The following is a 21,894-nucleotide window of genomic DNA, read 5'->3' as shown; positions in this document are numbered from 1 at the left end:
CCAATGAGTTTGTGTGGGAATTGTAATAAGAATGTGAACCCCCTATACTGCCGCCAGGTCTCCGGATTACCCTGAAGTAGGAGCACCCAGCGTTATACAGAACACGTCATTTAAGCATTGAGGATGTTATGTTTAAGTGTGCGATGTGAAGGGTTTCGACTCTTAACGCTGTCTGATCCCCACCCAGGCCCGGAGGAAGGAAAATAATAAGAGCTGTGTGGGCAAAACCGTGAAAAAACAAAGACCTGTCAACTTGGATCTTCAAACAATCCGATTTCCTGTTACTGCGATAGCGTCCATCTTACATCGAGTCTCTGGCGTCATTACCTTCGTTGCTGTGGGTATCCTCCTCTGGCTGTTAGGTTTGTCTGTTTCCTCGCAAGAAGGATTCATGCAGACCGCGGCTATCATGAATAGCTTTTTTGTTAAATTCATCTTTTGGGGAATACTCACCGCGCTGGCTTATCACGTTTGCGGTGGCATCCGTCACTTGCTAATGGATTTCGGCTATATCGAAGAGAGCTTGGCCGCGGGGACCCGCTCCGCCCAAGTCGCTATGGTGTTAACCTTGGTGCTGTCAGTTTTAGCTGGAGTCCTTGTATGGTAAGCAATGCTTCTGCGTTAGGGCGTAATGGAGTACACGATTGGCTGTTACTACGTGCTTCTGCCATCGTTATCACTCTATATATTCTTTATATTCTGGGTTTCGTTGTTATTGTCCCAGACATCACCTATGAAATCTGGCGTGGCTTCTTCGCCTCGCACATCACAAAAGTATTTACCCTGCTGACATTATTATCGATTCTGGCTCACGCTTGGATTGGTCTGTGGCAGGTATTAACGGACTATATAAAGCCGCTGGCGGTACGACTGGTGTTACAACTGGCCGTGGTGATTACGCTGTTGGTTTATCTGTTGTATGGAACCATTGTGGTGTGGGGTGCATAAATGAATCTGCCAGTCAGAGAGTTTGACGCTGTGGTCGTCGGTGCAGGTGGCGCAGGTATGCGCGCGGCCCTGCAAATTTCACAAATGGGGCTGTCTTGCGCCCTGATATCAAAAGTATTCCCAACCCGTTCCCATACCGTCTCTGCGCAGGGTGGTATTACTGTCGCTTTAGGTAATACCCATGAAGATAACTGGGAATGGCATATGTATGACACGGTAAAGGGTTCCGATTATATCGGTGACCAGGATGCCATCGAATATATGTGTAAAACCGGCCCTGAAGCGGTGCTTGAATTGGAACACATGGGGTTACCGTTCTCCCGTTTAGAAGATGGCAGTATTTATCAGCGGCCATTCGGTGGGCAGTCGCGCAACTTCGGCGGTGAGCAGGCAGCGCGTACAGCGGCAGCCGCTGACCGTACCGGTCATGCACTGTTACACACCCTTTATCAGCAAAACCTGAAAAACCACACCACCATATTTTCTGAGTGGTATGCGCTGGATTTGGTGAAAAATCAGGACGGCGCGTTTGTCGGCTGTACCGCTATCTGCATTGAAACCGGCGAAGTGGTCTATTTCAAAGCGCGGGCCACCGTGTTGGCCACCGGTGGCGCTGGTCGCATTTACCAATCAACAACCAATGCGCACATTAATACCGGTGACGGTGTTGGCATGGCGCTGCGTGCCGGTGTACCGGTGCAGGACATGGAAATGTGGCAGTTCCACCCAACCGGTATTGCCGGTGCGGGCGTGTTAGTCACGGAAGGTTGCCGCGGTGAAGGCGGCTATCTGCTGAACAAGCACGGCGAGCGCTTTATGGAGCGTTATGCCCCGAACGCTAAAGATTTGGCGGGTCGTGATGTGGTGGCGCGTTCTATTATGATTGAAATCCGTGAAGGTCGTGGCTGTGATGGCCCGTGGGGCCCGCATGCCAAACTGAAATTGGATCACTTAGGTAAAGATGTGCTGGAATCCCGCCTACCGGGCATTCTTGAGTTATCCCGCACCTTTGCCCACGTTGATCCTATCAAAGAACCTATCCCGGTTATCCCAACCTGCCATTATATGATGGGCGGAATTCCGACCAAAGTGACCGGTCAGGCCATCACTGTTAATGAAAAGGGTGAAGATGTTGTCATCCCAGGTTTGTTTGCGGTCGGTGAAATTGCCTGCGTTTCCGTCCACGGTGCCAACCGTCTGGGGGGCAACTCATTGCTGGACTTGGTGGTGTTTGGTCGCGCCGCCGGGATGCATCTGCAAGAGTCCTTAATGGAGCAAGGTGCCAGCCGTGATGCCAGCGAGTCAGATATTGAAGCATCACTGGCGCGAATGAATCGTTGGAATAACACTCGCTCAGGTGAAGATCCGGTTGAGATCCGTAAAGCACTGCAATCCTGTATGCAGCATAACTTCTCGGTATTCCGTGAAGGTGATGCGATGGCTAAAGGATTAGAAGAGCTGAGAACTATCCGTGAACGTCTGCAAAATGCCCGTCTGGATGATACTTCCAGCGAATTCAATACCCAGCGTATTGAATGTTTGGAATTGGATAACCTGATGGAAACGGCGTTTTCCACTGCCGTGTCAGCAAACTTCCGTACCGAAAGCCGTGGCGCGCATAGCCGCTTCGATTTCCCGGAACGTGATGATGCCAACTGGTTGTGCCATTCGCTCTATTTGCCAGACACCGAGAGCATGACCCGCCGTGAGGTAAACATGCAGCCTAAGTTACGCGCGGCCTTCCCGCCGAAAGTGCGTTCTTACTGATGTATTTACCGAGTTAACCCGTTGCGGAGGAGTAGGTCATGAAACTTGAGTTCTCAATTTATCGCTATAACCCGGACGTCGATAACGCCCCGTATATGCAGGATTACACGTTAGACGCGGAAGAAGGCCGGGATATGATGTTGCTGGATGCTCTCATCTTGCTAAAAGAAACAGATCCGACACTGTCGTTTCGTCGTTCATGCCGTGAAGGGGTGTGTGGATCCGACGGTCTGAATATGAATGGCAAAAATGGGCTGGCGTGTATTACCCCCATCTCGGCTTTGCAAAAGGGCAATAAGAAGATTGTGATTCGCCCCTTGCCAGGGCTGCCAGTAGTGCGGGATCTAGTGGTCGATATGGGGCAGTTTTATACTCAGTACGAGAAAATTAAACCTTACCTGTTGAATGACGGTAAAAATCCGCCAGCACGCGAGCATTTACAGTCGCCGGAACAGCGCGAAAAACTCGATGGTCTGTATGAATGCATCCTGTGTGCCTGTTGCTCCACGTCTTGTCCGTCCTTTTGGTGGAATCCGGATAAATTTGTGGGGCCGGCAGGGTTACTGGCTGCCTACCGTTTCCTGATTGATAGCCGTGATACCGAAACACCAGCACGATTAGATGATCTGGACGACGCTTTTAGTGTTTTCCGCTGCCATAGCATCATGAATTGTGTCAGTGTTTGTCCTAAAGGCCTTAACCCGACCAAAGCGATTGGCCACATCAAGTCTATGTTGTTACAACGCAGCGCATAATCGCTGTAACAATGATAGTTGCAACCTAGTGCATGATGTGAGTTTATTAACCTGGGGAATGGTTTCCCCAGGTTGCTTCAAGGTAGGGAATCTCTAAAAACCGGCAAGTTGTCTGTTTCTAGAGGTTCCTTGAACGGGACCGTTAAGGTCCATAACAGAACATGCATTGAGCATGTCGAGTGAACCGTTTTTACGGCAAACCGTTGATATTACGGTGTATATGTTAACCACGGCGAAAACTGAAGCTTCAAAGCTTAAGGGATCATGATGCAGAACGGCGCAATGAAGGCCTGGCTGGATTCCTCCTATCTGGCGGGCGCGAACCAGTCCTACATAGAGCAGCTCTATGAAGACTTTTTAACCGATCCTGGTTCCGTTGATGATAGTTGGCGTTCAATTTTTCAACAACTACCGACGACGGGTGTAAAACCTGATCAGTTCCACTCTCAAACGCGTGAGTATTTCCGTCGCCTGGCGAAGGATTCCACGCGTTATAACTCATCTATCAGCGATCCTGAAAATGATGCCAAGCAAGTTAAGGTGTTGCAGTTAATCAACGCCTTCCGCTTCCGCGGCCATCAACATGCCAACCTTGACCCACTCGGTTTGTGGAAGCAGGAGTCGGTTCCAGACCTTGATCCTGCCTATCACCATCTAACCGAAGCCGATTTCCAGAACACCTTCAATGTAGGTTCTTTTGCCATCGGCAAAGAAACCATGAAGCTGTCTGATCTGTATACCGCCCTGAAACAGACCTACTGCGGTTCGATTGGCGCTGAATATATGCATATCACCAATACCGATGAAAAACGCTGGATTCAGCAGCGTATTGAATCGGTGGTCGGGAAACCAACCTTCAGCGATAAAGAGAAGCGCGGTTTTCTGAACGAACTGACGGCCGCCGAAGGGCTGGAACGCTACTTAGGGGCAAAATTCCCTGGCGCGAAACGTTTCTCACTTGAGGGCGGCGATTCGCTGGTCACCATGCTGAAAGAGATGATTCGCCACGCCGGTAAAAACGGCACGCGCGAAGTGGTACTGGGGATGGCGCACCGTGGCCGCCTGAACGTACTGATCAACGTCTTGGGTAAGAAACCCGCAGATTTGTTCGATGAATTTGCCGGTAAGCATAAAGAGCATCTGGGCACCGGTGACGTCAAATATCACCAAGGGTTCTCTTCCGATGTGGAAACCGAAGGTGGCCTGGTTCACCTGGCGCTGGCCTTTAACCCATCCCATCTGGAGATTGTCAGTCCGGTGGTTATCGGTTCTGTACGTGCGCGTCGTGACCGTCTGGATAAAGCCCGCAGTAATATGGTATTGCCAATCACTATTCACGGTGATGCGGCGATCACCGGCCAAGGTGTGGTGCAAGAAACCTTGAACATGTCACAGGCTCGCGGCTATGAAGTGGGCGGTACTGTGCGCATCGTTATTAATAACCAGATTGGCTTCACTACCTCGAATCCTCTGGATGCGCGTTCTACCCAATACTGCACCGATATTGCCAAAATGGTGCAGGCACCGATTTTCCACGTTAATGCTGACGATCCGGAGGCGGTGGCATTTGTTACCCGTCTGGCGTTGGATTTCCGTAACACCTTTAAACGTGACGTAATGATCGACCTGGTTTGCTACCGCCGTCATGGGCATAACGAAGCCGATGAGCCAAGTGCTACGCAGCCTGTGATGTATCAGAAGATCAAAAAACACCCGACGCCGCGCAAAATCTATGCTGACAAGCTGGTAGAACAAAGTATCGCCAGCCTGGAAGATGCCACGGAAATGGTCAACCTGTACCGTGATGCATTGGATCGTGGTGACTGTGTGGTGGAAGAGTGGCGTCCGATGAATCTGCAATCCTTCACCTGGTCGCCTTATCTGAACCATGAATGGGATGAAGAATATCCAAGCAAAGTTGATATGAAACGCCTGCAAGACTTGGCGCGCCGTATCAGCCATGCACCAGATGCTATCGAAATGCAGTCTCGTGTTGCCAAGATCTATGGCGATCGTGCCTTGATGGCCAGCGGTGAGAAGCCGTTTGACTGGGGCGGTGCTGAAACATTGGCTTACGCCACTCTGGTCGATGAAGGGATTCCGATTCGTCTGTCGGGTGAAGATGCCGGGCGTGGGACTTTCTTCCATCGTCATGCGGTAATTCACAACCAGAAGAATGGCTCGGTTTACGTGCCTTTGGCGAATTTACACAACGGGCAGGGTGAATTCCAGGTCTGGGACTCCGTGTTGTCAGAAGAGGCGGTATTGGCCTTCGAATATGGTTATGCCACCGCAGAACCGCGTACCCTGACTATCTGGGAAGCGCAGTTCGGTGACTTCGCCAACGGTGCTCAGGTGGTTATCGACCAATTCATCAGCTCTGGCGAGCAGAAATGGGGCCGCATGTGTGGCCTGGTGATGCTGTTGCCTCATGGCTACGAAGGGCAAGGGCCGGAGCACTCCTCCGCGCGGCTGGAACGCTACCTGCAACTTTGCGCCGAGCAGAACATGCAGGTGTGTATTCCGTCAACGCCTGCACAGGTTTACCACATGATCCGCCGTCAGGCGTTACGTGGTATGCGCCGTCCGCTGGTGGTGATGTCACCTAAGTCATTGTTGCGCCACCCGTTAGCTATATCATCTCTGGATGACCTGGCGAATGGCAGCTTCCTGCCGGCCATCGGCGAAGTAGACGAGCTGGACCCGAAAGGCGTCAAGCGTGTGGTGATGTGTTCAGGCAAAGTGTATTACGACTTGCTGGAACAGCGGCGCAAGAATGGGCAAACCGATGTCGCTATCGTGCGTATCGAGCAGCTTTATCCGTTCCCACACCAAGCGGTACAAACGGTGTTGGAACAATTTGCTCATGTTCATGATTTCGTTTGGTGTCAGGAAGAGCCTCTCAACCAGGGTGCCTGGTATTGCAGCCAACACAACTTCCGCGAAGTGATTCCATTTGGTGCCTCTCTGCGTTACGCAGGCCGCCCGGCATCCGCTTCACCGGCCGTTGGATACCTTTCCGTACACCAGAAACAACAACAAGCTCTGGTTAATGACGCGCTGACCGTTGAGTAGCGAGCCGGTTAACATATAAAGGATAGAGAATGAGTAGCGTAGATATTAATGTTCCTGACCTCCCTGAGTCTGTCGCCGATGGCTCTGTTGCAACCTGGCATAAAAAACCGGGCGACAGCGTCAAACGTGACGAAGTTCTGGTTGAGATTGAAACAGACAAAGTGATTCTGGAAGTTCCGGCCAGTCAGGACGGTATTCTGGATGCCATTTTGGAAGATGAGGGTGCCACCGTGATTTCGCGTCAGGTGCTGGGCCGTATTCGTCCAAGTGACAGCTCTGGCAAACCGAGCGAAGAGAAGAGTCAGAACACGGAATCCACACCGGCTCAGCGTCAGACTGCCAGCCTGGTAGAAGAAAGCAACGATAGCCTCAGCCCGGCAATCCGCCGTCTGATTGCTGAGCACTCTCTTGATGCATCCGCTATCAAAGGCAGTGGTGTGGGTGGCCGTATCACGCGTGAAGATATCGATAGCCATTTGGCCAATCGCAAAGCAGCTCCCATTGCCGCGCCTGAAGTAAAAGTTGAGGCTGCTGCTCTTGCTAGTCGCAGTGAAAAACGTGTGCCAATGACCCGCCTGCGTAAACGTGTGGCCGAGCGTCTGCTGGAAGCGAAAAACAGCACCGCCATGCTGACCACGTTTAACGAAATCAACATGCAGCCAATTATGGATCTGCGCAAGCAGTACGGTGAAGCTTTCGAGAAGCGCCACGGTGTGCGTCTGGGCTTTATGTCCTTCTACATCAAGGCGGTGGTTGAAGCGTTGAAACGCTATCCAGAAGTGAATGCTTCTATTGATGGCGAAGATGTGGTTTACCACAACTACTTTGATGTCAGCATTGCCGTTTCTACCCCGCGCGGTTTGGTGACACCCGTTCTGCGTGATGTCGATACACTGGGCATGGCTGATATTGAGAAGAAAATCAAAGAACTGGCTGTGAAAGGTCGTGACGGCAAACTGAAAGTTGAAGAGCTGACCGGCGGTAATTTCACCATTACCAATGGCGGCGTATTTGGTTCACTGATGTCGACTCCGATTATTAACCCACCACAAAGCGCGATCCTTGGTATGCACGCCATTAAAGACAGGCCAATGGCGGTCAATGGTCAGGTCGTTATCCTGCCGATGATGTATCTGGCTCTCTCCTACGATCACCGTTTGGTCGATGGCCGCGAATCCGTGGGCTATCTGGTGACGGTGAAAGAGATGCTGGAAGATCCGGCTCGCTTGCTGCTCGACGTATAAAAAAGATAAATGACAAGGTCAGTCTGATTGCACGGTGCTAATGATCCGCCGCCCTGCAATCAGGCTACCTGCCAGGCTTTTGCCCAACTCAGACCTTATATGGATAGAACATCATGAATTTACACGAATATCAGGCAAAACAACTGTTTGCTCGGTATGGTATGCCAGCACCAACTGGCTACGCTTGTACTACACCGCGTGAAGCAGAAGAAGCCGCATCTAAAATCGGTGCTGGCCCGTGGGTGGTTAAATGTCAGGTTCATGCAGGTGGCCGCGGTAAAGCGGGCGGCGTGAAAGTTGTTAACAGCAAAGAAGAGATTCGTGCTTTTGCCGAACAGTGGCTGGGTAAAAAACTGGTGACTTACCAGACGGATGCCAACGGCCAACCGGTTAACCAAATTCTGGTTGAAGCCGCAACTGATATTGATAAAGAGCTGTATCTGGGCGCGGTTATTGACCGTAGTTCCCGTCGTGTGGTGTTTATGGCATCTACCGAAGGCGGCGTTGAAATTGAGAAAGTCGCTGAAGAGACACCGGAACTTATTCACAAAATCGCACTGGATCCGTTAACTGGCCCACAATCTTATCAAGGGCGCGAACTGGCATTTAAGCTAGGTCTGACCGGTAAACAAGTGAATCAGTTCACTAAGATCTTTATGGGCCTGGCAACCCTGTTCCTCGAGCGTGATCTGGCGATGGTTGAGATAAATCCGCTGGTTATCACCAAACAGGGCGATTTGATTTGTTTGGATGGCAAATTGGGCGCAGATGGTAATGCCTTGTTCCGCCAGTCTGAATTGCGTGAAATGCGTGACCCAAGCCAGGAAGACAAGAACGAGGAGCGCGCAGCACAGTGGGAACTGAACTATGTTGCATTGGATGGCAACATTGGTTGCATGGTGAACGGCGCTGGCCTGGCAATGGGCACGATGGATATCGTGAAACTGCATGGCGGCGAACCGGCTAACTTCCTTGATGTTGGTGGCGGTGCCACTAAAGAGCGCGTGACTGAAGCGTTTAAAATCATTTTGTCTGACGATAAAGTGAAAGCGGTTTTTGTTAACATCTTCGGCGGGATTGTGCGTTGTGACCTGATTGCTGACGGCATTATTGGTGCAGTTGAGGAAGTGGGTGTCAACGTGCCAGTGGTAGTGCGTCTGGAAGGGAATAATGCCGAGCTGGGTGCCAAGAAACTGGCAGACAGCGGTTTGAATATCATTGCTGCGACCAGCCTGACAGATGCGGCTCAGCAAGTTGTAGCAGCAGTGGGGGCTAAATAATGTCTATTTTAATTGATAAAAACACCAAAGTTATTTGCCAGGGTTTTACCGGTAGCCAGGGGACCTTCCACTCCGAACAAGCTATTGCTTATGGTACAAAAATGGTTGGCGGTGTTACGCCAGGTAAAGGTGGAACCCAGCATCTGGGCCTGCCAGTGTTTAATACCGTACGTGAAGCGGTAGAAACAACCGGTGCCACTGCCTCTGTTATCTACGTTCCAGCACCGTTCTGTAAAGACTCGATTCTGGAAGCGATTGATGCGGGCATCAAACTGATTATCTGTATTACTGAAGGCATCCCAACACTGGATATGCTGGTAGTAAAAGTCAGATTAGAACAGTCTGATGCACGGATGATCGGCCCGAACTGCCCTGGTGTGATTACCCCGGGTGAATGTAAGATTGGTATTATGCCAGGTCACATCCACTTGCCTGGCAAAGTGGGTATCGTCTCCCGTTCCGGCACACTGACCTATGAAGCGGTAAAACAAACCACGGATATCGGTTTCGGTCAGTCAACGTGTGTTGGTATCGGTGGTGACCCGATCCCGGGTTCTAACTTTATCGATATCCTGAAGTTGTTCCAGGAAGATCCACAAACTGAAGTCATCGTAATGATCGGTGAGATCGGGGGTAATGCAGAAGAAGAAGCGGCGGCTTATATTAAAGAGCACGTGACCAAACCTGTGGTGGGTTATATCGCTGGTGTCACTGCACCAAAAGGTAAGCGTATGGGCCACGCGGGTGCCATTATTGCTGGTGGTAAAGGAACGGCGGATGATAAATTTACTGCGCTGGAAGCTGCTGGCGTGAAAACCGTCCGTAGTTTGGCTGAAATCGGCAATGCGGTGAAAGCTGTTTACCAAAGTAATAAATAACATCGAGTGCACTGGTTTCAGTGTTAGTTCGACACCTGAGACCACCTTGTGGTGGCCTCAGACTGCTGACAAACCCCAACGGCTCGATCTTGCAAGGTGAAGACAGGTAGAAGAGTAAAGCATCCGCGCCAGGGAAGGCGCGGCTCGAACCCCCAGGGATGGGTTTACGGCGTCTTTACGATCTGCCTGTTTTCACCCGTTACGGGCACTTTGTCATTAACCTCAGGCCACCTTGCAGTGGCCTTTTTAATACCTAATCAGAACTTATTTAACGCGGTAATTAATGCAATATCAGTTTGAGCCTGTTGTTTGGCCTGTTCATTGCTTGCTGTGGTGGCTTGCTGTTGCAATGTTGCTAAAGCAGCTTGGTAGCTGGCTTTATCTTTAAATATCTTATCGTTGACATTAATAGACGCGATGTTGGTATAGCGGCCATCAGCGGTGGTCGGCACGGAAATCGTCCCATCGTTAATCAACTGTTTAACAATTTGTCGCTCTTTTTCAAAGCCTTCCAGCCCTACCAGATGCCAGCGCTGCTGTGGTTTACCTTGGTAATTTCCGTCTTTTACCTCAATGAGGTAACGTATCGTTAGGTTACGAATAGTGCCTTCTTCTTCACCATATTGCACTTTACTGTCTGACAATATAGGGAATTCCTGCCCTTCAAGTACCCCCCCTTTCTGTGTCAGATGGCCCATCCGGTAACTGTTCATTCCCAGATGAATCGGGGTGCTATTTGAGACTGGCGTGCCGTCATTGAGGCACAGATCGGTGATGCGCGAGCCTGCTGGTTGCCGTAAATCAATGGTGTAGGTCACGCCATCAAAGAAATCGTTAGTAGAGTATTTAGAGGCACGGCGTTGCGAGTTAAAGCTGTAGGTTACATCGCCCGGTTTAACCTGATTAAAGTAATCAGCCGACCATTCCATATACTGTTTCAACTCTTTGCCGGTGAGGGCGTAAACGGTAATCTCACCACCGGCATATTGATAGTTATATGCAATATCTTTGGCTTTAATATCACCCACATCTAACTTCGGACGGTCATTATCAATCTGTAAGGCAATAACCTGTGCCTGAGGCGCGAAGTGGTGAGCGGCCTCCTGATACAAGGCGCTGATACCCGTGTCCTGAATATGAACCTGAGGAATACCTTTAATCTCATCTGTCGGCACCAAATTGATGCCACTCAACTTGGCAATTACCCGATTAGCATTGGCACGTAAAATATCATGGTAGGGCTGATAAAGGCTTTCCAACGTTTTATCTGACTCGATATCTTTGATGGGATAGGTATAACTGTCTTTATTGATAAGATGATATTTACCTTCACGTTGCTCAAATTTCAGGTCTATACGAGACAGTGCGCGGCCATATTTATCCGGCTCAGTAATAATGACACCATTGACCACTGTTTTATCGATTTTTACGTGCATGTGACCTGCAATAATAGCTGCCAGTTCGGGGTTAGCTTTAGCAATATCACCCACACCGGTTCCAGGGCGCTGGTTTTCATTATCAATCCCCATATGAGCGACTAGCACGATGGCATCGACTTGTGGCTGGAGTTGCTGAATGACCTTTTTCACTTCCTGAACCGGATCGGTAAAATGAATGCCATTAATGCGGTCTGTGCCTTGGGCGAACTCCGCAGTCATCGGGGTGTCCATACCGATAATGCCAATTTTTACGCCCTGACGCTCAATGATTTTGTAAGAGGGCAGGTAGGGTTTACCTGAATCCCAGAAGATATTGCCCGCCAGTGCGGTGCCGTTAAATTGTTTTAGTGAGGTGCCAAGCACCTTCAGGCCGAAATCAAACTCATGGTTACCCATCACCCAGGCGTCGTATTTTAAGGCATTAAAGCCCAGGATCATCGGGCTAATCGGCTCATTTTTAAAAGATTCAACAAAGTTGCCCTGAAGAGTATCACCGGCGTCGACCAGTATTATATTCGGCTGTTCGGCGCGTATTTTCCGTACTTGAGTGGCAATCTGACTCAGGCTGCCAGCCCTATTTTGACTGTCGCTGGCATAGTCCCACGGCACGAAAGTACCATGTAAATCAGAGGTGCCCAGAACGATGATATCGACCCGATTTGCGGCCAGAGACGTGGTGCTGATACAGAGTAAAGTGGTGAGTGCTATTCTTTTCATTACAGAGGTTTCTATATTTTATAATGTCGTAGCATTTTATCATGCAACAAAATGGCAACACTTGCTAACGCTTCCCTCAGGATGAACTAATATAGTCATATAAAACTCAGAATTGTGATTTTACTTACCCTGAATCTTATAAATTTAAACGTTAATCTGGATTGCATAATAGTGACGTAATAAGGCATTAAATAAACCTTAAAACTACATTTTGTTAACACTCGCGGATTATAAAAAAACAATTGAACTTTTAATTAACATGAAAAAGAATTAATTGTTCTAAATCAAGTTTTGATTATGGCAATAATGTTCATATGGGCTTAAATTGTTTTGGATCAAACTACGGCATGATAGGTAAATGGCCTATTTGTTGACCTGTATCCAGAACTCAACGCTGGGTCACGTAAAATCCTATTTATTGTATGGGATTAGAAGCGTACTATTACCGCGGTGTAATACTGGGTAGTTGATATTGTTATTTTTGTTGTGTTTTTTTGGGCATTCACTGCTGGTAATTATACCCAAAGAAGTTGGCGTTGCAGGTAGGCAGTATGCGAATGAACGCGATGAGCTTACTCGTGTAAGTGATCCGTGTGAGTGAAGGCAGCTAACCCCCCTGTGGTTTCAAATTCGAAAGGTATATGAGGCTTCCAATATAACGGAAGCCCGGTTGCCGCAAGTCGGAGTCTTCGTGCGAGGAGCAAGGAGTCAAGATGTTTGATATTGTCGAACTGTCAAGGTTACAGTTTGCCTTAACGGCAATGTACCATTTCTTATTTGTCCCACTAACGCTGGGTTTAGCGTTTATGTTGGCCATTATGGAATCGGTTTATGTGCTGTCTGGCAAACAAATCTATAAAGATATGACCAAATTCTGGGGCAAGTTATTTGCGATTAACTTTGCCCTGGGTGTTGCTACTGGTCTGACTATGGAGTTCCAATTCGGAACTAACTGGTCATATTTCTCTCATTACGTCGGTGATATCTTCGGGGCCCCTCTGGCAATCGAAGGTTTAATGGCGTTCTTCCTGGAATCTACTTTCGTCGGTCTGTTCTTCTTCGGTTGGGATCGTCTGAGTAAACATGAGCATTTGGCCGTAACCTGGCTGGTTGCATTAGGTTCTAACTTCTCTGCGCTGTGGATCTTGGTTGCAAACGGCTGGATGCAAAACCCGATTGCATCTGACTTCAACTTTGAAACCATGCGTATGGAAATGCTGAGCTTCTCTGAACTGGTTCTAAACCCAGTGGCACAGGTGAAATTCGTTCACACTGTGGCAGCAGGGTATGTGACTGGTGCGATGTTTGTTCTGGGTATCAGCTCTTACTATCTGCTGAAAGGCCGGGATATTGCGTTTGCCAAGCGTTCTTTTGCTATTGCTGCGAGCTTTGGTCTGGCTGCCGTGTTGTCTGTTATCGTGCTGGGTGATGAATCCGGTTATGAAATGGGTGACGTGCAGAAAACCAAACTGGCTGCAATTGAAGCTGAATGGGAAACCCAACCGCCTCCGGCAGCCTTTACGCTGTTTGCTATTCCTAATCAGGAAACAATGGAGAACCGGTTTGCCATTCAGATTCCGTTCGCATTGGGCATTATCGCAACCCGCTCACTGGATACCCCGGTAACTGGCTTGCGTGATTTGATGTCTCAACATGAAGTGCGTATCCGTAATGGTATTCAGGCTTATCACCTGTTAGAGCAACTGCGTGCGGGTAATACCTCTCCAGAAGTGCGTGAAGCCTTTAATAAAGCAAAACAAGATCTGGGCTACGGTCTGTTACTCAAGCGCTATACGCAAAACGTAACAGATGCGACAGAAGAGCAAATCCAGTTAGCCGCCAAAGACTCAATTCCACGCGTTCTGCCACTGTACTTTGCTTTCCGCATCATGGTGGCTTGTGGCTTCCTGATGTTGCTGATCATCGGTCTGTCGTTCTATAACGTGGTTCGTGGCCGGATTGGTCAGAAGAAATGGCTACTACGCGCTGCCCTGTTCGGTATGCCATTGCCGTGGATTGCGGTAGAAGCGGGTTGGTTTGTGGCTGAATATGGCCGCCAACCTTGGGCCATTGGTGAAGTGCTGCCAACAGCAATTGCAAACTCATCGGTTACTGCTGGGGATATCTTATTCTCAATGGGGCTGATTTGTGGTCTGTACACGCTGTTCCTGGTGGCAGAGATGTACCTGATGTTCAAATTCGCGCGCCTTGGGCCGAGCAGCCTGAAAACCGGCCGCTATCATTTTGAACAGCCGACTGCCCCAGTGCAGGAAGCACGGTAAACAGGAGTCCACTTATGTTTGATTATGAAGTATTACGATTTATCTGGTGGCTGCTGATCGGTGTGCTACTGATTGGTTTCGCAGTCACCGATGGTTTTGATATGGGTGTCGGTATCTTGCTGCGTATCATCGGTAAGAATGATACAGAACGTCGTATTATGATTAACTCGATTGCCCCCCACTGGGATGGTAATCAGGTTTGGCTGATAACTGCGGGTGGGGCACTGTTCGCGGCCTGGCCAATGGTGTATGCAGCGGCATTCTCCGGCTTCTATATTGCGATGATTCTGGTGCTGGCTGCGTTATTCTTCCGCCCGGTCGGTTTCGATTACCGCTCTAAGTTGGAGAACAACCGCTGGCGCAATATGTGGGACTGGGGCATTTTTACTGGTAGCTTCGTGCCTGCGGTGGTGTTCGGTGTGGCGTTCGGTAACTTGCTGCAAGGCGTGCCGTTCCATATGGACAGCTACATGCGCCTGTTCTACACCGGTAATTTCTTCCAGTTGCTGAACCCGTTTGGTTTACTGGCCGGTGTGGTCAGCTTAACCATGTTGGTAACGCAGGGGGCAACTTACCTGCAAATGCGTACCCGTGGTGAGCTGCACCTACGTGCCCGTGCGGCGGCGCAGATTTCCGCTCTAATAATGGGTGTTGCCTTCTTGCTGGCCGGTATCTGGTTAGTTAAAGGCATTGATGGTTTTGTTATTACTTCAGCTTTGGATACCGCAGCTGAATCTAATCCGATGCGCAAAGAAGTTGCACATCAGGCAGGTGCGTGGTTGATTAACTTCAACAAGTATCCGAGCCTGTGGGCGCTGCCAGCGCTTGGGGTGATTCTGCCGCTGTTTACCATTTTGCTGTCGCGCTTTGAAAAAGGGGCTTGGGCCTTCGTATTCTCATCACTGACCATTGCCTGTGTGATCTTGACTGCTGGGGTAACGATGTTCCCATTCGTCATGCCATCAAGTACAGTGCCAAATGTCAGCCTGACCATGTGGGATGCGACATCTAGCCTGTTGACGCTGAAAGTGATGACCGTTGTGGCGATAATCTTTGTTCCTCTCATCCTGATCTACACCAGTTGGTGTTACTACAAGATGTTCGGGCGCATTGATAAAGACTTTATCGAAAACAACAAGCACTCACTGTACTAAGGAGCATAAAGCATGTGGTATTTTGCCTGGATTTTAGGGACACTTCTGGCCTGCTCCTTTGGTATCATTACTGCTCTGGCGCTGGAGCAGAGTGAAGCCAATGCAGCAGCCAAAGCCGCGAATGATGGCGATGACGATGTTGTCCGATAAGTTATATGAACTAATGGATAAGGGCCCCTTACGGGCCCTTTCACTGGTGCTCGCATTTGCTGTGGCGTTTTGTGTGTTCTGGGACCCTTCGCGTTTTGCGGCGGCAACCAGCTCACTTGAAGTCTGGCAAGAGGTCTTTATCGTGTGGGCGGTGTGTACCGGTGTGATTCATGGGGTTGGTTTTCGCCCTAAGCGGGTGTGGTTGCGTGCTTTCTTCTCACCACTTCCTGCAATTGTTTGCTTGGGCGCGGGTTTATTCTACTTTTTCGCTTAATCTAACAGCGATTCGCCTAATCTAAATACAATCTCTCCTTTATGGGCCGCCTGGCCCATAATTATTTTCGTTCTATTCTTGCAAGTGATTCCAAAGCGTAACGCTCTTCAGTATAGTGTGTCCGTTAACTGCATTACTGGGAAGTAAAGTGAGTAATACGTTGTTTCGATGGCCGGTTCGTGTCTATTTTGAAGACACCGATGCGGGTGGCGTGGTTTATCACGCACGCTATGTCGCCTTTTACGAAAGGGCGCGCACTGAAATGTTGCGCCAACGCAATTTTCATCATCAGCAATTGCTCAGTGAGCATGTCGCTTTCGCTGTCCGCCGCATGACGGTAGAATACCTGGCACCTGCACGTCTTGATGATATGCTAGACGTTCAGAGTGAAATTACCGCAATGCGTGGGGCTTCTCTCACGTTTGCTCAACGAATTCTCGACACACATGGCAATCTTCTGAGTAGTGCGGAAGTATTGATCGCATGTATCGATCCACACCAAATGAAGCCAAAAGCGCTTCCTAAGTCTATTGTCGCGGAGTTTAAGTAGTGGCTGACATGAACATTCTGGATTTATTCCTGCAGGCAAGCCTATTCGTTAAGCTTATCATGCTGGTATTGATGGGCTTTTCTATTGCTTCATGGGCGATCATCATTCAGCGAACGCGTATTCTGAATGCTGCCACCCGCGATGCAGAAGCTTTCGAAGACAAATTTTGGTCCGGCATCGAGCTGTCTCGCCTGTATCAAGAAAGTCAGGCTCGCCGTGATACGCTGGGTGGCTCCGAGCAAATCTTCCATTCTGGGTTTAAAGAGTTTGCTCGTTTGCATCGCGCAAACAGCCATGCGCCTGAAGCCGTGATTGATGGTGCTTCCCGTGCCATGCGCATCTCTATGAACCGTGAATTAGAAGCGCTGGAAACTCATATTCCTTTCCTTGGCACTGTTGGTTCCATCAGCCCGTATATCGGCCTGTTTGGTACAGTATGGGGGATTATGCATGCCTTTATTTCTCTGGGTGCAGTCAAACAGGCGACATTGCAAATGGTCGCACCGGGTATTGCTGAAGCATTGATCGCCACGGCGATTGGTCTGTTTGCCGCAATCCCTGCTGTTATGGCTTATAACCGCCTGAATCAGCGTGTGAATAAACTTGAGCAAAACTATGACAACTTCATGGAAGAGTTCATTGCTATTCTGCATCGCCAGGCTTTTGCCAGCGCCGAGAGCAAATAAGTAGGGGGTTATATGGCGCGAGTACGTGGTCGTAAACGGCGCGAGCTTAAGTCTGAAATTAATATTGTTCCCTTGCTTGATGTGCTGCTGGTGCTATTGCTGATCTTTATGGCGACAGCACCGATTATCACGCAAAGCGTTGAGGTTGATCTGCCTGATGCAACTGACTCAAAAACAGTCTCCAGCGATGATAACCCACCGGTGATTGTTGAAGTTTCAGGTGTGGGGCAATACACGTTAGTGGTTGATCATCAGCGGATGGAGCAACTGCCGTCAGAACAAATAGTGGCAGAGGCGCAGGCCAGATTGAAAGCGAATCCGAAAACCGTGTTCCTGATCGGCGGCGCAAAAGAGGTTCCTTATGATGAAATCATCAAGGCGCTGAATATGCTGCATCAGGCGGGTGTTACGTCGGTGGGCTTAATGACCCAGCCGATATAAATTTGCGTTGATATTGGCTGTAGTGATAGTTCGCGACAGCTGATAGAAACTCTGTTTTTAGCAATTCCGTTTTTTAGCAATAGAGCGCGGACATCGAGAGTGGAAATCGAGCGTGGGTAAGGCAACCGAGCAAAATGACAAGCTGAATCGCGCCGTTATTGTTTCGGTGGTTCTGCACATCATATTGATTGCCCTGTTGATTTGGGGTTCTTTGACGCAGACGACTGAAATGGGCGGCGGTGGCGCTGGCGGCGAAGTGATTGATGCTGTCATGGTCGATCCGGGCGCGGTGACTGAACAATATAACCGTCAGCAGCAACAGCAGACGGACGCTAAACGTGCGGAACAGCAACGCAAAAAGAAAGCTGATCAGCAAACAGAAGAATTGCAGCAAAAACAGGCCACTGAACAACAACGCCTGAAAGAACTGGAAAAAGAGCGTTTGCAAGCACAAGAAGATGCTAAGCAGGCGACGGAAGAACAGAAAAAACAAGCCGCTGAACAGCAGAAACAGGCCGCTGAGCAACAGAAAGTTGCCGCCGCCGCTGCTGCAAAAGCGAAAGAAGAGCAGAAACAGGCAGAAGCCGCGGCTGCTCAAGCCAAAGCGGAGGCTGACAAAATAGTGAAAGCCCAAGCTGACGCACAGAAGAAAGCCGAAGCAGAAGCCAAAAAAGAAGCCGCTGTAGCGGCAGCAGCGAAGAAACAAGCGGATGCTGAGGCGAAGAAAGCCGCAGAATCGGCCGAGAAGGCGGCAACTGAAGCCGCAGCTAAGAAAGCGGCTGCGGATGCTGAGAAGAAAGCTGCCGCTGATGCTAAAAAAGCCGCTGCTGCTGAAGCCAAGAAAAAGGCTGCCGCAGACGCTGCAACGGCAACCGATGTAGATGATTTGTTTGGCGGCCTGGCAAACTCCAAGAATGCACCGAAAAGCGGTTCCGGTGCAGGCGCTGCCGCAGCCGGTAAAGGTGGTGGCAAGAAGAGTGGGGCGTCAGCGGGGGATATCAGCGGTTATTTAGGCCAGGTCACTGCGGCAATCCAAAGTAAATTTTATGATGCGGATCTTTACAAAGGCCGCACCTGTAATCTGCGAATTAAATTGGCACCAGATGGTCTATTAATTGATGTTAAAGCTGAAGGGGGCGACCCGGCATTGTGTCAGGCTGCCATCGCCGCCGCAAAACTTGCTAAAATACCTAAACCGCCAAGTCAGGATGTTTATGAAGTGTTTAAGAATGTTCCACTTGATTTTAAACCGCAATAAAGTTTGATTAAGAAGGACATACTGCAAGTAAACCGGACATATCACGTTGTTAATCGCCCCGTGGATTATGTAGTTTTGTTTGCGTTGGTTTGTTAAAATTCTGCTAATTATCGCGGGCATCCCGCTCGGATAAGGGAGATAAGATGAAGCAGGCATTTCGAGTTGCGCTAGGCTTTTTAGTTTTATGGGCTGCTGTTTTACATGCAGAAGTCCGAATTGAGATTACCCAAGGGGTAGATTCAGCTCGTCCAATTGGGGTTGTTCCGTTTAAATGGATGGGGCCGGGTACACCACCTGAAGAGATCGGTGCTATTGTTGGCGCAGATTTACGTAACAGCGGTAAGTTCAATCCAATTGATGCGGCTCGTATGCCACAACAGCCCTCAACTGCAGCGGAAGTCACCCCTGCTGCCTGGACTGCGCTCGGTATTGATGCCGTGGTTGTCGGCCAGGTTCAGCCAAGTGCTGATGGCAGTTATGTGGTTTCTTACCAGTTAGTGGATACTTCTGGTGCTGCTGGTAGCATTTTGGCGCAGAATCAGTATAAAGTGACCAAACAATGGTTACGTTATGCCGCGCATACTGCCAGTGATGAAGTTTTTGAAAAACTCACCGGAATTAAAGGTGCTTTCCGTACCCGAATTGCTTATGTTGTGCAAACTAACGGCGGCAAGTTCCCACATGAATTACGGGTTTCTGATTACGATGGCTACAACCAGTTTGTGGTTCACCGTTCTCCTCAACCTTTGATGTCACCGGCCTGGTCTCCAGACGGTAGCAAAATTGCTTATGTGACGTTTGAGAGTGGTAAATCAGCGCTGGTTATTCAGACGCTGGCAAATAGTGCAATCAAGCAAGTGGCGTCGTTTCCTCGCCATAATGGTGCGCCAGCCTTCTCACCCGATGGTACTAAACTGGCCTTCGCTTTGTCGAAAAGTGGTAGCCTGAACTTATATGTTATGGACTTAGGTTCTGGCCAAATTAGCCAGGTGACTGATGGCCGTAGCAATAACACTGAACCAAGCTGGTTCCCGGATAGCCAGAATCTGGCCTATACCTCGGATCAGGGCGGTCGTCCACAAGTGTATAAAGTGAATATTAATGGCGGTGCGCCTCAGCGAATTACATGGGAAGGTTCTCAGAACCAGAACGCAGATGTGAGTCCTGATGGTAAGTTCCTGGTATTGGTTAGTTCCAATGGTGGGGCACAACACATCGCCAAACAGGATCTGGAAACGGGAGCCGTTCAAGTATTAACGGACACGTTCCTGGATGAAACGCCAAGTATAGCGCCGAACGGCACCATGGTTATCTATAGCTCGACACAAGGGCTGGGAGCCGTGTTACAGCTGGTCTCGACTGATGGGCGTTTCAAAGCGCGTCTTCCGGCAACTGATGGACAGGTCAAATTTCCTGCCTGGTCGCCGTATCTGTGATGCATGTGTAAATACGTATGTATGGCAAACTATAAAAGGATCAAAGAGATGCAACTGAACAAAGTGCTAAAAGGGCTAATGTTGGCTTTGCCAGTTCTGGCAATCGCTGCTTGTAGTTCTAACAAAAGCGCAAATAATGACCAATCTGGCATGGGCGCTGGCACTGGTACAGAAAACGGCAGCAACCTGTCTTCCGAAGAGCAAGCACGTCTTCAGATGCAAGAACTGCAAAAGAACAATATCGTTTACTTCGGTTTCGATAAATACGATATCGGTTCTGACTTCGCTCAAATGCTGGATGCACACTCTGCATTCCTGCGTAGCAACCCATCTTACAAAGTTGTTGTTGAAGGCCACGCGGATGAACGCGGTACGCCAGAATACAACATCGCGTTGGGCGAGCGTCGTGCAAATGCGGTGAAGATGTATCTGCAAGGTAAAGGCGTTTCTGCTGACCAGATCTCTATCGTTTCTTACGGTAAAGAGAAACCAGCAGTACTGGGCCATGACGAAGCAGCATTTGCTAAAAACCGTCGTGCAGTTCTGGTTTACTAAGAGAATCGCATGAACAGTAACTTCAGACGTCACTTGGTGGGTCTGTCGTTACTGGTTGGCGTAGCGGTCCCTTGGGCCGCTACTGCCCAAGCGCCAATCAGTAATGTCGGTTCCGGCTCGGTAGAAGATCGAGTCACTCAACTTGAGCGTATTTCCAACGCTCACAGCCAGCTATTAACTCAACTTCAGCAACAACTGTCAGATTCGCAACGCGATGTTGATAGTTTACGCGGTCAGATCCAAGAAAATCAGTATCAGCTCAATCAAATCGTTGAGCGGCAAAAACAGATCTACCAGCAGATGGATAGCCTGAGCGGTGGTCAGGGGGCGTCAGGTTCAGCCTCTGCGGCTGCTGGTGCTGCGACAGGCAATGCTGCCACTGGAAGTAGTGATGCGGCCGCAGCAGGCGCAGCAGCTTCTACAGCGGCACCTGCGGCAAGTGGCGGTGATGAAAACAGCGACTACAATGCAGCAGTTTCTTTGGCACTGGAAAAAAAGCAATATGATCAAGCGATCACAGCTTTCCAGAGCTTCGTGAAACAGTATCCAAAGTCGACTTACCAACCTAATGCCAATTACTGGCTAGGGCAGTTGTATTACAACAAGGGTAAGAAAGACGATGCTGCCTATTATTATGCTGTTGTCGTAAAAAATTATCCAAAGTCTCCAAAAAGTTCAGAAGCGATGTTTAAAGTTGGGGTGATCATGCAGGATAAAGGCCAAAGCGATAAAGCGAAGGCGGTTTATCAACAAGTGATTAAGCAATATCCCAACACTGATGCTGCTAAACAGGCACAGAAACGTTTATCTGCTCTTTAGTCTTTTCTGGCCCAGTAATTGGACATATTGACTAATTACTGGGCTTTGGCGAACGAAGAACAAGCAGTTAGACGTCTTTACAGAAATTTAAGTTGCACTGTGAAGAGAAATTAGTAATATATGCCGCCGTTGCCAAGACAACTTGTAAAACGTTAAAGCAACAGGAAATTATCGTCCGCAGTAAAC

At 49.3% G+C, this 21,894-nt stretch carries 20 protein-coding genes; 19 read left to right on the top strand and 1 reads right to left on the bottom strand.

Annotated features, from left to right (window positions below):
- The first annotated feature begins 217 nt into the window (after positions 1-217).
- From sdhC to sucD, 8 genes are all read left to right on the top strand, one after another.
- Positions 218-607 carry a succinate dehydrogenase cytochrome b556 subunit gene (gene sdhC / locus YALDO0001_RS05445; RefSeq protein WP_042839462.1) on the top strand — a complete coding sequence of 130 codons (390 nt, stop codon included), beginning with the start codon at positions 218-220 and terminating at the stop codon, positions 605-607.
- Positions 601-948, top strand: coding sequence for a succinate dehydrogenase membrane anchor subunit (gene sdhD / locus YALDO0001_RS05440; RefSeq protein ID WP_004700691.1), 348 nt, complete (start codon positions 601-603; stop codon positions 946-948). Before sdhC ends, sdhD begins: the two co-directional genes overlap by 7 nt.
- Positions 949-2,715: a succinate dehydrogenase flavoprotein subunit gene (sdhA, locus tag YALDO0001_RS05435; protein WP_004700689.1), complete on the top strand. Its 1,767-nt coding sequence runs from the start codon at positions 949-951 to the stop codon at positions 2,713-2,715.
- Positions 2,716-2,753: 38 nt separating this feature from the next.
- Positions 2,754-3,470 (top strand): succinate dehydrogenase iron-sulfur subunit, encoded by a 717-nt coding sequence (locus tag YALDO0001_RS05430; protein WP_004700687.1) that lies wholly within the window; start codon positions 2,754-2,756, stop codon positions 3,468-3,470.
- Positions 3,471-3,737: 267 nt separating this feature from the next.
- Positions 3,738-6,545, top strand: coding sequence for a 2-oxoglutarate dehydrogenase E1 component (gene sucA / locus YALDO0001_RS05425; protein WP_042839461.1), 2,808 nt, complete (start codon positions 3,738-3,740; stop codon positions 6,543-6,545).
- A gap of 29 nt (positions 6,546-6,574) precedes the next feature.
- Positions 6,575-7,789 carry a 2-oxoglutarate dehydrogenase complex dihydrolipoyllysine-residue succinyltransferase gene (odhB, locus tag YALDO0001_RS05420; RefSeq protein WP_004700683.1) on the top strand — a complete coding sequence of 405 codons (1,215 nt, stop codon included), beginning with the start codon at positions 6,575-6,577 and terminating at the stop codon, positions 7,787-7,789.
- Positions 7,790-7,902: 113 nt separating this feature from the next.
- Positions 7,903-9,069, top strand: a complete 1,167-nt coding sequence (gene sucC, locus YALDO0001_RS05415; protein ID WP_004700682.1) for an ADP-forming succinate--CoA ligase subunit beta — start codon at positions 7,903-7,905, stop codon at positions 9,067-9,069.
- Positions 9,069-9,947 carry a succinate--CoA ligase subunit alpha gene (gene sucD / locus YALDO0001_RS05410; protein ID WP_042839460.1) on the top strand — a complete coding sequence of 293 codons (879 nt, stop codon included), beginning with the start codon at positions 9,069-9,071 and terminating at the stop codon, positions 9,945-9,947. Before sucC ends, sucD begins: the two co-directional genes overlap by 1 nt.
- 257 nt (positions 9,948-10,204) lie before the next feature.
- On the opposite strand, the gene YALDO0001_RS05405 is transcribed toward sucD, so the two are convergent.
- A complete protein-coding gene (locus tag YALDO0001_RS05405) occupies positions 10,205-12,103 on the bottom strand; it encodes a bifunctional metallophosphatase/5'-nucleotidase (protein WP_004700681.1) in 1,899 nt (632 codons plus the stop codon).
- Between the two features lie 713 nt (positions 12,104-12,816).
- Between YALDO0001_RS05405 and cydA the strand changes: the two genes are divergently transcribed.
- The 11 genes from cydA to cpoB all read left to right on the top strand — a co-directional run bounded on the left by cydA (position 12,817) and on the right by cpoB (position 21,708).
- The gene (gene cydA, locus YALDO0001_RS05400; protein WP_004700680.1) at positions 12,817-14,385 is read left to right on the top strand and encodes a cytochrome ubiquinol oxidase subunit I; all 1,569 of its coding nucleotides are present in this window, start codon (positions 12,817-12,819) and stop codon (positions 14,383-14,385) included.
- A gap of 14 nt (positions 14,386-14,399) precedes the next feature.
- Positions 14,400-15,539: a cytochrome d ubiquinol oxidase subunit II gene (gene cydB / locus YALDO0001_RS05395; protein ID WP_004700679.1), complete on the top strand. Its 1,140-nt coding sequence runs from the start codon at positions 14,400-14,402 to the stop codon at positions 15,537-15,539.
- A 12-nt stretch (positions 15,540-15,551) separates the two neighbouring features.
- Positions 15,552-15,689 carry a cytochrome bd-I oxidase subunit CydX gene (gene cydX, locus YALDO0001_RS05390; protein WP_004700677.1) on the top strand — a complete coding sequence of 46 codons (138 nt, stop codon included), beginning with the start codon at positions 15,552-15,554 and terminating at the stop codon, positions 15,687-15,689.
- Positions 15,676-15,963 (top strand): cyd operon protein YbgE, encoded by a 288-nt coding sequence (gene ybgE / locus YALDO0001_RS05385; protein ID WP_186367025.1) that lies wholly within the window; start codon positions 15,676-15,678, stop codon positions 15,961-15,963. The genes cydX and ybgE overlap by 14 nt, the downstream gene beginning before the upstream one ends.
- Before the next feature lie 148 nt (positions 15,964-16,111).
- Positions 16,112-16,513: a tol-pal system-associated acyl-CoA thioesterase gene (gene ybgC, locus YALDO0001_RS05380; protein ID WP_042839459.1), complete on the top strand. Its 402-nt coding sequence runs from the start codon at positions 16,112-16,114 to the stop codon at positions 16,511-16,513.
- Positions 16,513-17,199, top strand: coding sequence for a Tol-Pal system protein TolQ (gene tolQ / locus YALDO0001_RS05375; protein WP_004393307.1), 687 nt, complete (start codon positions 16,513-16,515; stop codon positions 17,197-17,199). The genes ybgC and tolQ overlap by 1 nt, the downstream gene beginning before the upstream one ends.
- Before the next feature lie 12 nt (positions 17,200-17,211).
- The gene (tolR, locus tag YALDO0001_RS05370) at positions 17,212-17,640 is read left to right on the top strand and encodes a colicin uptake protein TolR (protein WP_004700671.1); all 429 of its coding nucleotides are present in this window, start codon (positions 17,212-17,214) and stop codon (positions 17,638-17,640) included.
- Between the two features lie 112 nt (positions 17,641-17,752).
- Positions 17,753-18,898 carry a cell envelope integrity protein TolA gene (tolA, locus tag YALDO0001_RS05365; protein ID WP_004700669.1) on the top strand — a complete coding sequence of 382 codons (1,146 nt, stop codon included), beginning with the start codon at positions 17,753-17,755 and terminating at the stop codon, positions 18,896-18,898.
- Positions 18,899-19,041: 143 nt separating this feature from the next.
- On the top strand, positions 19,042-20,334 hold the full coding sequence (gene tolB / locus YALDO0001_RS05360; RefSeq protein ID WP_004700665.1) for a Tol-Pal system beta propeller repeat protein TolB: 1,293 nt from the start codon (positions 19,042-19,044) through the stop codon (positions 20,332-20,334).
- A gap of 48 nt (positions 20,335-20,382) precedes the next feature.
- Positions 20,383-20,889, top strand: coding sequence for a peptidoglycan-associated lipoprotein Pal (pal, locus tag YALDO0001_RS05355; RefSeq protein WP_004700664.1), 507 nt, complete (start codon positions 20,383-20,385; stop codon positions 20,887-20,889).
- Positions 20,890-20,898: 9 nt separating this feature from the next.
- Positions 20,899-21,708, top strand: coding sequence for a cell division protein CpoB (cpoB, locus tag YALDO0001_RS05350; RefSeq protein WP_042839458.1), 810 nt, complete (start codon positions 20,899-20,901; stop codon positions 21,706-21,708).
- The last annotated feature ends 186 nt before the right edge of the window (positions 21,709-21,894 follow it).

This window comes from Yersinia aldovae ATCC 35236 (assembly GCF_000173735.1).
Classification (GTDB): domain Bacteria; phylum Pseudomonadota; class Gammaproteobacteria; order Enterobacterales; family Enterobacteriaceae; genus Yersinia; species Yersinia aldovae.
The sequence above is the reverse complement of the archived record's forward strand: the minus strand, read 5'-3'. Positions and strand labels throughout refer to the sequence as shown.